Source organism: Sphingopyxis sp., from assembly GCF_025869345.1.
Classification (GTDB): Bacteria; Pseudomonadota; Alphaproteobacteria; order Sphingomonadales; family Sphingomonadaceae; genus Sphingopyxis.
The window spans coordinates 1-12,744 of record NZ_JAOZVW010000041.1; the positions used below are offsets into that span (position 1 = coordinate 1).

Consider the following 12,744-nt stretch of genomic DNA (forward strand, 5'->3'; position numbering starts at 1 on the left):
AGCAATCCAGAGCAGGCGTAAACCGCTCTGGATTGCTTCGCTTCGCTCGCAATGACGATGAACGGAGCATCTATGGATGCGAAAGGGATAATCATCATCGCGGTTCATGACAGGTGCAGGCGGGCGTGATAGATTTACCGCCATGCGCGCCTTTCTGATCGCTTCGGCGCTCGTCGCCGCTCTCCCGGTCGCTCCGGCCGTCGCCGCCGATCCGCCGCTCGTGCCGATCGCGCCCGAGGAAGCGACCGCCCCCTCGCTATTGGTGCCGCTCGCCCCGGACTCGCCGTGGACCGCGCGGTTCGCAGCGGCCGCCGACGAATTGCTGCCCGCGCTGCGATCGGAAGAGCAAAGCCGTTGGGTTCCGCTGCTCGGCGGTGCGTGGCTGGGCGCCCCCGACCGCGCGCGGGTTGCCGCCCTGTTGCGCGATGGTCCGTTCCGCGAGGCGCTGTTCGCGGGGGAGCGGACGCAGCGCATCATCCTGGGGTGGCAGCCGCCCGCGACGCTGAACGCTGCCGATCGCGCCGCGATCGCCGCGCGGCCCGAGGCCGAGGCGATCGTCTGCTGGGCCGCGCAGGGCGCCGCCGATCCCGCATGGCCGCGCACCGCCCGCGAAGCGGACAATGCGCCGGGGCGGCCCTATGCGTGCGCCCGCATCGCCTATTCGGTGCGGGACGGCGCGTCGCGCTGGCGCGCCTTCGTCGAGCGGGGCTGACTTAACCTTTCCCCAAGGATGATCTGCGACAAGCGCGGCATGTTGGGGCGTTTCATCACTTTGGCCGCGATGATCGCGGCGGGCTCGATCGGCGTGGCGAGTATCGCCGGCCGTCAAAAGGCCGAAGCGCCCGCGGCATCCGCGCCGGACCCCTATGCCGGCGAAAGCAACTGGACCACGCAGGGACGCGACGCCGCCGCAGCCTCTGCTCAAGCCGCCTCGTCGCGGCCGAGCGAAGTGCGAATCCGGCGCGCGTCCGATTCGCATTTCTATGCCGACACCGAGGTGCAGGGCACGCAGATTCACATGCTCATCGACAGCGGCGCCTCGCTCGTCGCGCTGACGCGCCGCGATGCGGAGGCGATCGGGATCGACGTCGACCGCCTGCCGGTCGCGGGCATGGCACAGACGGCCGGCGGGCCGATCCCGATGCGGGTCACGATGCTCGACAGCGTCGACGTCGACGGCATCACGGTGCGCAATGTCGAGGCAGCGGTGGTCGACGCCGACATGGGCGTCTCGCTGCTCGGCCAGAGCTTCCTCGCCAAACTCGACACGGTGAATATCGAAGGCGACACGATGACGCTGCGGTGAGGGGCAGTTTTGGGGTGGGAAGCTGCCCCTCCCCACCTTCGTCATTCCCGCGAAAGCGGGAACCCAGAGCGCGCGTCGGCTAACCCCACACTGGGTTCCCGCTTTCGCGGGAATGACGAAGCTAAGGGATGAAAACTGTTGTTCACCTGCCGCCTATAAACTCTCGTCATCCCGGACTTGATCCGGGATCCATTCATCCGGCGCTGAGAGAATGGATCCCGGATCAAGTCCGGGATGACGATGAAAGATAGATCAGCTTCCGGTCGCGAGCAGCCCTCCACCCTTGCCAAACCCCCGCGATTTCCTCACATCGGCGGCCATGAACGCTCCCAATCCTCCGCTGAAGGCCGCGATCGTGCCGGTCACCGCTTTCCAGCAGAATTGCACTTTGCTGTGGTGCACCGAAACCAACAAGGCGGCTTTCGTCGATCCCGGCGGCGACCTCGACAAGCTGAAGGAGGCGGTGCGGCAGACGGGGGTCGAGGTCGAGAAGATTCTCGTCACCCACGGCCATATGGACCATTGTGGTCAGGCCGGGGTGCTCGCGAAAGAACTCGGCGTGCCGATCGAGGGCCCACACGAGGACGACCGCTTCTGGATCGAGAAACTGAGCGAGGACGGCGCGCGGTTCGGGATGGAGGGCGAGCCGTTCGAGCCCGACCGCTGGCTCGTCGACGGCGACAAGGTGACGGTCGGCAATCTGGAGATCGACGTCATTCATTGCCCCGGCCACACGCCCGGTCATGTCGTCTTTTACCATGGACCATCGAAACTCGCGATCGTCGGCGACGTAATTTTCCAGGGCTCGATCGGCCGCACCGACTTTCCGCGCGGCAATCATCAGCAGCTTCTCGATTCGATAACGCAGAAACTGTGGCCGCTCGGCGGCGACACCATCTTCCTGCCCGGTCACGGCCCGCACAGCAGCTTCGCGCAGGAACGGCGGACGAATCCCTATGTCGCCGATGGGGTCGTGGGGGCCTGAGTGCCGGCCTTCGCTTTTTCGTCGTCATTGCGAGCGGGCTGGCTACCTCGGCGCGACCACTTCGGTATGCACCGCCTTCGCCGCACCGAAGCTCACCGGGGTCGTATAGACGATTGTCAGCGCGGTGATCGCGAGGCCGAGCTGGGTCAGCATGGTAATGATGGTGCCGATCATGCGGCCCCAGCGCATCCCGTCCATGCCGAGCGCATGGAGGATGCGGCCGACCAGATAGAGCGCGCCGGCCGCCCAAAGCGCCATCGACGGCCCCAGGCCGAGTTCGACGAGCGCGAGCAGGATCAGCACGAAAGCGGTATTCTCGACGAAATTGCTGTGCGCGCGCATTCGCCGCGTGACGGCTTCGTTGCCGCCGTCGCCGACGAAGACCTTCTCCCGCGTCCGCACCCGGCCGACACGCACGCTGAGCCAGAGATTGAGCAGCGCCGCGGCCGCGGCAATGGTCAGGCTGATCGGCAAGATGATCATATGGTCCCCCCTGTTGGCCGGGCTTCCGGCAAGGACGGAGATGTGGCATTGACGGAGGGGCAGGGCAAGACCGCTTCCTGTTCGCGGGAGCGTCGATCCGTCCTTTGCCTCGGGGGTTGCCTTTGCGGGCAAAAACGCTATAGCCGCGCCCGATCCGGCACCCGACACCAACAGGCGTTGAGGCACCCTCCGGCGGATGATTTCCGGTCGTTTTTCAAAACGGTAACGGTTTTCATCGTGGTGGGCGGGCCAGTCATTTCCGGCGACGGGAAAGACAAGTTCGGGTTCGCCGATTCGATTAAACATATAGGAATGCAGGAAATAACATGGCCGTCCCCAAGCGAAAAACCTCGCCCTCGAAGCGCGGCATGCGTCGCAGCCACGACAGCCTGAAGGTCGAAGCCTTTCAGGAATGCCCCAATTGCGGCGAGCTGAAGCGTCCGCACAACCTGTGCAACGCCTGCGGCCATTATAACGGCCGCGAAGTGGTGGCTGGCGCCTAAGTCAAGCCGGAGAGCGTCAGAATGAGCCTTACACCGCGAATCGCGATCGATGCGATGGGCGGTGACGTCGGCGTGCGCATGATGCTCGCCGGCGCCGCGATGGCGCGCCACCAGCATGACGGCCTGCGTTTCTTCCTCGTCGGCGACGAGGGGCAGATCAAGGCCGCGCTCGAAAACCACCCGAATCTGCGCGCCGCGTCGGAGATCATCCACACCGATGTGGTCGTCAGCGGTGAGGACAAGCCCAGCCAGGCGCTGCGCAAGGCGCGCAACAGCTCGATGGGGCTGGCGATCGACGCGGTGAAGCGCGGCGATGCCGGCGGCGCCGTTTCGGCGGGCAATACCGGCGCGCTGATGGCGATGGCGAAGGTCGCGCTGCGTACGATGCCGGGGATCGACCGGCCGGCGCTCGCGGCGCTGCTGCCCTCGCTCGGCGACAATGACGTCGTCATGCTCGACCTCGGCGCCAACACCGATTGCGACGCCAACAACCTCGTCCAGTTCGCGGTCATGGGCGCCGCCTATGCCCGCACCGCCATGGGCCTCGCAAAGCCGCGCGTCGCGCTGCTCAACATCGGCACCGAAGAGCTCAAGGGCACCGACGAAATCCGCGACGCCGCCGCGCTGCTGCGCGCGGCCGAGGGACTGCCGATGCAGTTCGCCGGCTTCATCGAGGGCGACAAATTGTCGCGCGGCGAGGTCGATGTCGTCGTTCACGACGGTTTCTCGGGCAATATCGCCTTGAAGACGATCGAGGGGACGGCGCGTTTCGTCACCGACCTGCTCCGCCGCGCCTTCACCTCGTCGGTGCGCTCGAAGATCGGATTTCTGATCTCGCGCCCCGCGACCGAATTGCTGCGTCACCATCTCGACCCCAACAACCATAATGGCGCGGTGTTCCTGGGGCTCAACGGCGTCGTGCTGAAAAGCCACGGCAGCGCCGATGCGAAGGGGGTCGCGAACTGCGTCCACCTTTGCGCCGAACTGATCGAAAAGGATATCACGCGTCAGGTGACCGAGGACCTCGCCAATTTCCAGGGGAGCGCCGCGGCATGACCCTTCGTGCAGTCCTAGCCGGCACCGGCTCCGCGCTGCCGCGCACGCGCGTTTCCAACGCTGAACTCGCGACGCGCGTCGACACCAGCGACGAATGGATCGTCGAGCGCACCGGCATCCGCTTTCGCCATATCGCCGAGCCCGACGAGACGACCGCGACGCTCGGCGCCGCGGCGGCGAAGGAAGCGCTGGCGGCCGCCGGGCTCGAGGCGGCCGATATCGGCCTGATCATCGTCGCGACCGCGACCCCCGACAACACCTTCCCGGCCAGCGCGACGAAGGTGCAGGCGCTGCTCGGCGCGCCCGACTGCATCGCCTTCGACGTCGCCGCCGTCTGTTCGGGCTTCCTCTATGCCCTTTCGGTCGCCGATTCGATGCTCCGCACCGGCGCCGCGCGCCACGCGCTGGTGATCGGCAGCGAGACGTTCAGCCGCATCCTCGACTGGGAGGATCGCGCGACCTGCGTCCTGTTCGGCGACGGCGCGGGCGCGGTCGTCCTGTCGGCCGAGGAGGTCACCGGCGATCGCGGCATCCTCGCCACCCGGCTCCACGCCGAGGGCAAATATTGCGACATGCTCTATGTCGATGGCGGTCCGTCGACGACCGGCACCGTCGGCCATGTCCGGATGCAGGGCCGCGAAGTCTTCCGCCATGCCGTCACCAACCTGGCGTCGGTGCTCGGCGAGGTAATGGAAGAAGTCGGGCTGGCCGCCAGCGACATCGACTGGGTCGTGCCGCATCAGGCGAACAAGCGGATCATCGACGCGACCGCGAAGAAGCTGGGCCTGTCCGCCGACCGCGTCGTGCTGACCGTCGACCAGCACGCGAACACGTCGGCGGCATCGGTGCCGCTGGCGCTCGACCTCGCGGTCCGCGACGGGCGCATCAAGCGCGGCGACCTCGTCGTGCTCGAGGCGATGGGCGGCGGCTTCACCTGGGGCGCGGCGGTCCTGCGCGTCTGATTCCAGCGATTCTCCTCCCATTTGTGGGAGGGAATATGTTCACCGCATCAACTCCTCGCTCCATCCAATTCAGTTTGGCGGATTTATTCGCTTTTGTTACATAGCAGGCGGGACTCGTGATGGTGGGGGCCTTCCGGGAACCTTTGGGTTGCATCCGCTTCAGGAGGGGAAGGGAAGAAGATGACGTCAGGGACGCTTACGCGCGCCGATATCGCGGCGAAGATCAACCAGCAGATCGGCCTGTCGCGCAATGAATCGGCGACGATCGTCGAATCGATATTGGACCATATGTCGGACGCGCTCGCCAATGGGCAGAATGTGAAGATTTCGGGCTTCGGCACCTTCGTGCTGCGCGACAAGGCGCAGCGGATCGGCCGCAATCCCAAGACCGGGATCGAAGTGCCGATCCTGCCGCGCCGGGTGATGACTTTTCGCGCCAGCCAGTCGATGCGTGCTCGCGTCGCCGGTAAATAGCCCGGGTATGGCGCATGGCTGATTCCGACCATGGCGCGGGCGAGGGCAAGGCGGCGAGCGCGATGCTCGCGATCGGCGAACTTGCCGACCGCATCGGCGTGCCGACGCATGTCCTGCGCTATTGGGAAACGCGCTTTCCGCAGCTCCGCCCGCTCCAGCGGTCGGGGCGGCGGCGCTATTATCGCGCCGAGGACGTCGCGCTCGCTGAACGCATCCACCATCTGCTGCATGTGAAGGGCTTCACGGTCGAGGGCGCGCGCAAGGCCTTGTCGCAGCCGGGCGGCGCGGCCTCGGCTGAGCCGGTGGCGCCTCTGGCTGCAACGCCGGTCGCCGCATCGCATGGGGTTTCGGTGGAGGCGTTGATGGCGCTGCGCCAGCGGCTTGCCGCGGCATTGGGCTGAGAAGGTCGGCTAGCGACCGATTGCGGACGCCCGGCACCTCCTAACTTTGTCATCCCCGCGAAAGCGGGGACCCAGGGCGCGCGTCGGCTAACCCCACACTGGGTTCCCGCTTTCGCGGGAATGACGAAGTTAGGGAGGGGCAGTTCCCCACCCCAAGGCCGATGTTCCCGTCAATCATCATCCATCGCCGGCGCGAGCGCCGGGTCGAGGTCGCGCGGGCGAACGAAGGCGGTGATCCGCGCCTGATTGACGTCGAGGTCCTGCCAGTCGGCGATGTCGAGCTCGAGCCGGACGAGCGCCGAGGTCGGCAGCTTTTCCTCGACCGCGGCGCGCAAGGTCCCGCCGCCCTCGTCAGGTGCGAGCATCAGCGCGAGATCCTCGAGCCCCGGATTATGCCCCGAAATCAGCAGATGCTCCGCATCCTTGCCGGTGTCGCGCAGCACGTCGATCAGCGTCGCCGCCGAGGCGAGATAGATACGCCGGTCCCAGACCGGCTCGATCGCGTCGAGGCCTGCCGCGGGCTGGAAAATATCGAGCGTTTCGGTGACGCGCACCGCGGGCGAGGCGACGATGCGGTCGACCGGCATCGCGTGCCGCTTCACATATTGGCCGATCAGTTCGGCGCCGCGCCGTCCGCGGGCGTTGATCGGCCGGTCGAAATCGCGCTCGACCTGCACGTCCCAACCCGATTTCGCGTGCCGTAGGATGGTCAAACTCTTCAAGATCGCTCCCCGCCTGTCCTCTCGTTCCCGGCCTTCTGCCGCAAACTCATGACGGTGAAAAGGCAGGATATGCGCTTTTCCGTCGCTCGACATTCGCGGCCGCGACATGGTTCACCGCCTCGTCGAGCGGTAGGCGGCGAATTGGCGTCCCTTCGGGAAAGGCGCTCAGCAACCGCGACGGAAAGCTCGGCGACAGCATCACGAACTGGCCGAAATCGTCGGTGCGGCGGATCAGGCGGCCGAAGGCCTGGCCGATGCGCGCGCGGATGACGCTGTCGTCATAGGCGCCGCCGCCCTGCGCCGCGCGCCGCGCCGCGTGCAGGATCGTCGGGCGCGGCCAGGGCACCCCCTCCATGATCACGAGCCGCAGCGAATCGCCCGGCACGTCGACGCCGTCGCGCAAGGCATCGGTGCCGAGCAGCGAAGCGTGCGGGTCGGCGCGGAAGATGTCGACCAGCGTTCCGGTGTCGAGCGGATCGACATGCTGGGCATAGAGCGGCAGCCCGGCGCGCGCGAGCCGGTCGGCGATGCGCGCATGGACGATGCGCAGCCGCCGGATCGCGCTGAACAGCCCCAGCGCGCCGCCGCCCGATGCCTCGATCAGCCGGCTGTAGGCGCCCGCGAGCGCGGGAAGGTCGCCGCGCGCGATATCGGTGACGATCAGCACCTCCGACTGGCGCGCATAGTCGAACGGGCTCGGCACCGCGAAATGCCGCACCCCGCCGCCCAAATGCCGCGCGCCGGTGCGGATGTCGGCGTCGGTCCATCCCGATCCGCCGCGCCCGCCGCCGCGCAGCGTGGCGGAGGTCACGAGCACGCCTTGCGCCGGGCGGTAGACGATGTCGGCGACCGGCCGCGCGGGGTCGAGCCAGTGGCGGTGCAGCCCCAGATCGAACTCGCGCCCGTCGTAGCGGTCGACCGCGAGCCAGTCGACGAAATCGGGATCGGCGGGGCCGCCGACGCGCCCGAGCAGCGACAGCCAGCCGCCCAGCGTATCGATCCGCGTGCCGAGGCTCGCCCGCGCGCCGTCGACCCGCGCCCGCGCCTGGCCGTCGAGCCAGTCGGGCGGGTCCTCGACCAGCGCGTCGAGCCTTTTGCCGAGTGCCAGCAGCGGCCGGAGCAGCGCCTCGACGGCATCGCTCGCCCCCGCGGCCGCCGCGACCAGTTCGGGATCGGGGTCGGCCAGCTCGGTCTCGAGGCCATAGCCCGCGTCGGCGGTGCGCGTGTCGACGCTGCGCGCATAGACCTGTCCGCGCACCGCGACGAGCAGCCGCTCGATCGCGCCCCATGGTTCCTTCTCGGCGATCCGGGCGAGCCAGCCTTCGCCGGGCAGTTCGCCCGCCGCGGCGATGGCCGCCTGGATCGCGCGCTCGCCCGCCTCGTCATAGCTTGCGACGTCGGCCAGCCGCGCCGCGAGCCCGCGCCGCCGCCCGCGCGACTTGCCTTCGGGGCCGAGCACCCAGCGGCGGATCTCGACCGCTTCCTGTCCGGTCAGCGCGGCGGCGAACATCGAATCGGCGGCGTCCCACAGATGATGTCCCTCGTCGAAGATCAGCCGCGTCGCGGGCGCCCCGCCGTCGCGCGGGCGCGCCGCCTGCACCATCGTCAGCGCGTGGTTGGCGATGACGATGTCGGCCTGCGTCGCCGCGCGGGCCGAGCGTTCGATGAAGCATTTGCGGAAATGCGGGCAGCCGGCATAGATGCACTCGCCGCGCCGGTCGGTCAGCGCCGTCGTGCCGTTGCGGCGGAACAGTGCGGGGAGCCAGCCGGGCAGGTCGCCGCCGACCATGTCGCCGTCGCGCGTATAGGCGGCCCAGCGCGCGACGAGCTGCGCGAGGATCGCCGCGCGCCCCGAGAAGCCGCCCTGCAGCGCATCCTCCAGATTGAGCAGGCAGAGATAATTCTCGCGCCCCTTGCGCACGACGACCTTCTCGCGGTGCGTCGCGGCGTCGGGGTAGAGTTTCTCGGTCTCGCGCGAAAGCTGGCGTTGCAGCGCCTTGGTGAAGGTCGAGATGCAGACCGCGCCCGCCGACTGGTCGATCCATTGCTTCGCGGGGGCGAGATAGCCGAGCGTCTTGCCGATCCCGGTGCCCGCCTCGGCAACGAGCATTTCGGGCGCGTCCTTGCGCGCGCGCGGGCCGAAGATCGCGGCGGCGGCGCGGGCATAATCCTGCTGCCCAGCGCGCCGCTCGGCGCCGTCGCCGGTCAGCCGGTCGAGCCGCGCGGTCACGTCGTCGGGGTTTACCGTCACCTGCCGCGGCTGGGCGCGTGGCGGCGCTTCCTCCCATTCGGGCAGGCGCGCGAACAGCCAGCGGTCGGCCTTGCCTGGCGGATCGAGCCGCGATTGCAGCAGCGAGGCCCACGGCCAGCGCTGGCGGCCCAACGCCTGCAACGCGTGCCAGGCCCCCTCGCGCTCGGGCCAATCGGGGTCGTCGAGGCTGGCGAGCATCGCGGCGGCCGCGTGCGGCAGGAAGGCCGCGATATCATCCTCGCGCGCGGGCGGCGGCAGGCCGAGCGCGGCGGCGATTCCCGCCGGGGTCGGCACCGCGAAGCGCGCGGGATAAAGGAAAGCGAAGAGTTCGAGCAGGTCGAGCCCCGACAATTCGGGATAGCCGAGCCGGTCGCCGGTCAGCGTGGCGCCCAGCAGCAGGTGCGGCGTCGCCGCGACCGCAGCGATCGCCTCGCCGCGCCCGACCCTTTGCACGCGTCCGCCCGCATCGGCGATCCAGATGCCGACATGGCTCGCATGAAGCGCGGGCAGGGCAAGGGGATCGACGCGGGGAAGCATGATCCCACGCTAGGGACAAAAGAGGAACGCAGCAAGCGTGCGGACCACCCCATTTTCGTCATCCCCGCTAAAGCGGAGACCCAGGGTGGGGTAGGCCGACGCACACTCTGGCTCCCCGCTTTCGCGGGGATGACGATGGTGAGGTATAGATGATCGGGTTCAGTTCAGCCCCCGCCGTCCGAACACCGGCGCGCGATGGCTCAGGAACACCGGCGGCGTCTCCGTCGCGGCGTTCCGCCGCGCGGCCTCCAGCGCCTTGTAAAGCGCGCCGTGCGACAGTTCGTAGGGAAAGCGCACGCCCATGCGGTCGAACTCGGACCACATGACGACGGCATAAGTGACTTCGCCCGCATAATGGATTTCGCAGCGCGAGCGCGCCGGCATACTCGCCCCGTCGATCCGCGCCCCGCCCTCGGACAGGTCGGCGATGCGGCCGCCGACGAAGTTGAGGACGCCGTTGACCATGACCTCGATCGAGACCGGGGTCCGCTTGTGGCTGCGTGCCGTGGGGGCGCGAAAATTCGTCATGGGGGGAGGTTAGACCCATCATGGTAAATTTTCCGGTAACGATGATTGCTCCCGTAGGAAGAGGGTGGGATTTGTTCCCTTCGTCATTGTGAGCGAAGCGAAGCAATCCAGAGCGGTTTACGCTACCCTGGATTGCTTCGCTGCGCTCGCAATGACGAGGTGGGTGAATATTGACGTCGCGCACGCGGTTTTCCGCCCTTCTTTCCATCGGGCCTTCTTGCCGCTATGGGCGCAGCCATGACTGACTTGCACCTTCATCCTTCGCTGCGCGGCCCCGCGCAAACGTCCAAGGCCTGGCCGTTCGAGGAAGCGCGCAAGCTGATCAAACGCTATCCCGATGGCAAGCCGGGCAGCGAACCCGTGTTGTTCGAAACCGGCTACGGCCCCTCGGGCCTGCCGCATATCGGCACCTTCAACGAAGTGCTGCGCACGACGATGGTCCGCCGCGCCTATGAGGCGCTGACCGGCGGCGCGCCGACGCGCCTCGTCGCGTTCAGCGACGACATGGACGGCCTCCGCAAGGTTCCCGATAATGTGCCCAACGGCGACATGCTGCGCGAACATCTCGGCAAGCCGCTCACCGCCATCCCCGATCCGTTCGGAAAGTTTGAAAGTTTTGCGCATCATAACAATGCGATGCTGCGCGAGTTTCTCGATCGCTTTGGTTTTCAATATGAGTTCGTAAGCTCGACCGAGCGCTACAGGTCGGGCGCGTTCGACGATGCGCTGAAGAATGTCCTGCGGCATAACCAGGACATTCTCGACATCATGCTGCCGACGCTGCGTGCCGAGCGCGCCGCGACCTATTCGCCGATCCTCCCGGTCAGCCCCAAGTCGGGCGTCGTGCTGCAGGTGCCGGTGACCGTCGTCGATGCCGACGCCGGACTCGTCTCGTTCGAGGACGAGGGCGAAACGATCACGCACAGCATCCTGTCGGGCGGCGCGAAGCTGCAATGGAAGGTCGATTGGGCGATGCGCTGGGTCGCGCTGGGCGTCGATTACGAGATGTACGGCAAGGACCTGACCGACAGCGGCATCCAGTCGGGCAAGATCGCGAAGGCGCTCGGCGGCCGCAAGCCCGAGGGGCTGATCTACGAGATGTTCCTCGACGAAAAGGGCGAGAAGATCTCCAAGTCGAAGGGCAACGGCCTCAGCCTCGAACAATGGCTCGATTACGGCAGCGAGGAAAGCCTCGCCTTCTTCGCCTATCGCGAGCCCAAGGCGGCGAAGCAGCTCCACATCGGCGTGATCCCGAAGGCGGTCGACGAATATCTCCAGATGCGCGGTAATTATCCGGCGCAGGACGGCGACAAGAAGCTCGGCAACCCGGTGCACCACGTGCATGTCGCACGCGGCGAGGATGTGCCCGTGGCCGAATTGCCGGTGACCTTCGGCCTGCTCCTGAACCTCGTTGGGGTGATGGGCGCCGATGCCTCCAAGGATCAGATCTGGCGTTACCTCGGCCAATATGTCGCGGGCGCGAATGCGGACGCCTATCCCGAGCTCGACCGGCTGATCGGCAATGCGATGGCCTATAATCGCGACTACGTCGCGCCGACGCTGAACCGCCGCAAGCCGCAGGGTGGCGAAGGCGCGGCGCTCAGGGACCTCGACGACAAGCTCGCCGCGCTTTCCGCCGATGCCTCGGCCGACGACATCCAGAACATCGTTTACGAGATCGGCAAGAACGAGGCCTATGGCTTTGCGAATCTGCGCGATTGGTTCAAGGCGCTCTACGAAACCTTGCTCGGATCGAGCGCAGGGCCGCGCATGGGCAGCTTCATCGCGCTGTTCGGCATCGCCAATACGCGGCGGCTGATCGCGGAAGCATTGGCCTGACATTGTTCGTCATTGCGAGGAGCGAAGCGACGCGGCAATCCAGAGCAGGCGCAAACTCGCTCTGGATTGCTTCGCTTCGCTCGCAATGACGAAGGGAAAACCCGGAAGGTTCATTCCATGATCGACATCTTCACCACCGGCGGAACGATCGACAAGGTCTATTTCGACGCGCTCAGCGAATATCAGATCGGTCCCGCGGCGATCCCCGATATGCTGCGCGAGAATAATGTCCACGTTCCGCACCGCGTCACCCAGCTCATGCGCAAGGACAGCCTCGAACTCGACGATGCCGACCGCGAGGCGATCCGCGCCGCGGTCGCCGCGAGCGATGCGGACCGCATCCTCGTTACTCACGGCACCGACACGATGGTCGTCACGGGGCGCGTGCTCGCGGGGATCGCGGGCAAGACGATCGTGCTGACCGGCGCGATGCAGCCGGCGTCGGTGCGCGCGAGCGACGCCGAGTTCAACGTCGGCTTCGCGCTCGCTGCGGTGCAGACGCTGCCGCCCGGCGTCTATGTCGCGATGAACGGAATGATCTTCGACCCCGAAACGACGGTGAAGGACCGCGCCGCCGGCCGCTTCCGCGCCGGGGCCTGACACGCCGATTCCCCGCGCGAAGCCGAGGGGCCCATTCGAGCGGTGCGAGAACCCGCACCGCCGCGACATCGCTCGGCCTGGCCCCTCGGCGGCGCGC

14 protein-coding genes are annotated in these 12,744 nt (G+C 67.2%); 10 read left to right on the plus strand and 4 right to left on the minus strand.

Going from position 1 to position 12,744, the window contains the following annotated elements; all coding sequences use genetic code 11:
• Positions 1-142: 142 nt before the first annotated feature.
• The 3 genes from OJI97_RS05125 to OJI97_RS05135 all read left to right on the plus strand — a co-directional run bounded on the left by OJI97_RS05125 (position 143) and on the right by OJI97_RS05135 (position 2,291).
• Positions 143-712 carry a hypothetical protein gene (locus OJI97_RS05125; protein ID WP_297661759.1) on the plus strand — a complete coding sequence of 190 codons (570 nt, stop codon included), beginning with the start codon at positions 143-145 and terminating at the stop codon, positions 710-712.
• 18 nt (positions 713-730) lie between these two features.
• On the plus strand, positions 731-1,306 hold the full coding sequence (locus OJI97_RS05130; RefSeq protein ID WP_297661761.1) for a retropepsin-like aspartic protease: 576 nt from the start codon (positions 731-733) through the stop codon (positions 1,304-1,306).
• Between the two features lie 319 nt (positions 1,307-1,625).
• Positions 1,626-2,291 carry an MBL fold metallo-hydrolase gene (locus OJI97_RS05135; protein WP_297661763.1) on the plus strand — a complete coding sequence of 222 codons (666 nt, stop codon included), beginning with the start codon at positions 1,626-1,628 and terminating at the stop codon, positions 2,289-2,291.
• Between the two features lie 42 nt (positions 2,292-2,333).
• Here OJI97_RS05135 and OJI97_RS05140 read toward each other — a convergent pair whose 3' ends face one another.
• Complete coding sequence (locus OJI97_RS05140) at positions 2,334-2,774, minus strand: MAPEG family protein (RefSeq protein WP_297661765.1); 441 nt, start codon at positions 2,772-2,774, stop codon at positions 2,334-2,336.
• Positions 2,775-3,100: 326 nt separating this feature from the next.
• Between OJI97_RS05140 and rpmF the strand changes: the two genes are divergently transcribed.
• From rpmF to OJI97_RS05165, 5 genes are all read left to right on the plus strand, one after another.
• Positions 3,101-3,277: a 50S ribosomal protein L32 gene (gene rpmF / locus OJI97_RS05145; protein ID WP_053553947.1), complete on the plus strand. Its 177-nt coding sequence runs from the start codon at positions 3,101-3,103 to the stop codon at positions 3,275-3,277.
• A gap of 21 nt (positions 3,278-3,298) precedes the next feature.
• Positions 3,299-4,333: a phosphate acyltransferase PlsX gene (plsX, locus tag OJI97_RS05150; RefSeq protein WP_297661768.1), complete on the plus strand. Its 1,035-nt coding sequence runs from the start codon at positions 3,299-3,301 to the stop codon at positions 4,331-4,333.
• Positions 4,330-5,295, plus strand: coding sequence for a beta-ketoacyl-ACP synthase III (locus OJI97_RS05155; protein ID WP_297661770.1), 966 nt, complete (start codon positions 4,330-4,332; stop codon positions 5,293-5,295). Before plsX ends, OJI97_RS05155 begins: the two co-directional genes overlap by 4 nt.
• A 180-nt stretch (positions 5,296-5,475) precedes the next feature.
• Positions 5,476-5,769 (plus strand): integration host factor subunit alpha, encoded by a 294-nt coding sequence (locus OJI97_RS05160; protein ID WP_257543808.1) that lies wholly within the window; start codon positions 5,476-5,478, stop codon positions 5,767-5,769.
• Between the two features lie 14 nt (positions 5,770-5,783).
• Positions 5,784-6,170, plus strand: a complete 387-nt coding sequence (locus OJI97_RS05165) for a MerR family transcriptional regulator (protein WP_297661773.1) — start codon at positions 5,784-5,786, stop codon at positions 6,168-6,170.
• 170 nt (positions 6,171-6,340) lie between these two features.
• Here OJI97_RS05165 and OJI97_RS05170 read toward each other — a convergent pair whose 3' ends face one another.
• From OJI97_RS05170 to OJI97_RS05180, 3 genes are all read right to left on the minus strand, one after another.
• Positions 6,341-6,892, minus strand: coding sequence for a histidine phosphatase family protein (locus tag OJI97_RS05170; RefSeq protein ID WP_297661775.1), 552 nt, complete (start codon positions 6,890-6,892; stop codon positions 6,341-6,343).
• Positions 6,893-6,938: 46 nt separating this feature from the next.
• On the minus strand, positions 6,939-9,680 hold the full coding sequence (locus OJI97_RS05175; RefSeq protein ID WP_297661776.1) for an ATP-dependent DNA helicase: 2,742 nt from the start codon (positions 9,678-9,680) through the stop codon (positions 6,939-6,941).
• Positions 9,681-9,839: 159 nt separating this feature from the next.
• Complete coding sequence (locus tag OJI97_RS05180) at positions 9,840-10,208, minus strand: PilZ domain-containing protein (protein WP_297661778.1); 369 nt, start codon at positions 10,206-10,208, stop codon at positions 9,840-9,842.
• Between the two features lie 237 nt (positions 10,209-10,445).
• Between OJI97_RS05180 and OJI97_RS05185 the strand changes: the two genes are divergently transcribed.
• Entirely contained in the window at positions 10,446-12,047 is a 1,602-nt protein-coding gene (locus OJI97_RS05185; RefSeq protein ID WP_297661779.1) for a lysine--tRNA ligase, read from the plus strand.
• A gap of 117 nt (positions 12,048-12,164) precedes the next feature.
• Complete coding sequence (locus tag OJI97_RS05190) at positions 12,165-12,647, plus strand: asparaginase domain-containing protein (protein ID WP_297661781.1); 483 nt, start codon at positions 12,165-12,167, stop codon at positions 12,645-12,647.
• Positions 12,648-12,744 lie beyond the last annotated feature (97 nt).

Bases quoted from the DNA above. Each gene is read 5' to 3' on its own strand.
- OJI97_RS05125 (WP_297661759.1), top strand. From the start codon at position 143: ATGCGCGCCTTTCTGATCGCTTCGGCGCTCGTCGCCGCTCTCCCGGTC.
- OJI97_RS05130 (WP_297661761.1), top strand. From the start codon at position 731: ATGATCTGCGACAAGCGCGGCATGTTGGGGCGTTTCATCACTTTGGCC.
- OJI97_RS05135 (WP_297661763.1), top strand. From the start codon at position 1,626: ATGAACGCTCCCAATCCTCCGCTGAAGGCCGCGATCGTGCCGGTCACC.
- OJI97_RS05140 (WP_297661765.1), bottom strand. From the start codon at position 2,774: ATGATCATCTTGCCGATCAGCCTGACCATTGCCGCGGCCGCGGCGCTG.
- rpmF (WP_053553947.1), top strand. From the start codon at position 3,101: ATGGCCGTCCCCAAGCGAAAAACCTCGCCCTCGAAGCGCGGCATGCGT.
- plsX (WP_297661768.1), top strand. From the start codon at position 3,299: ATGAGCCTTACACCGCGAATCGCGATCGATGCGATGGGCGGTGACGTC.
- OJI97_RS05155 (WP_297661770.1), top strand. From the start codon at position 4,330: ATGACCCTTCGTGCAGTCCTAGCCGGCACCGGCTCCGCGCTGCCGCGC.
- OJI97_RS05160 (WP_257543808.1), top strand. From the start codon at position 5,476: ATGACGTCAGGGACGCTTACGCGCGCCGATATCGCGGCGAAGATCAAC.
- OJI97_RS05165 (WP_297661773.1), top strand. From the start codon at position 5,784: ATGGCTGATTCCGACCATGGCGCGGGCGAGGGCAAGGCGGCGAGCGCG.
- OJI97_RS05175 (WP_297661776.1), bottom strand. From the start codon at position 9,680: ATGCTTCCCCGCGTCGATCCCCTTGCCCTGCCCGCGCTTCATGCGAGC.
- OJI97_RS05180 (WP_297661778.1), bottom strand. From the start codon at position 10,208: ATGACGAATTTTCGCGCCCCCACGGCACGCAGCCACAAGCGGACCCCG.
- OJI97_RS05185 (WP_297661779.1), top strand. From the start codon at position 10,446: ATGACTGACTTGCACCTTCATCCTTCGCTGCGCGGCCCCGCGCAAACG.
- OJI97_RS05190 (WP_297661781.1), top strand. From the start codon at position 12,165: ATGATCGACATCTTCACCACCGGCGGAACGATCGACAAGGTCTATTTC.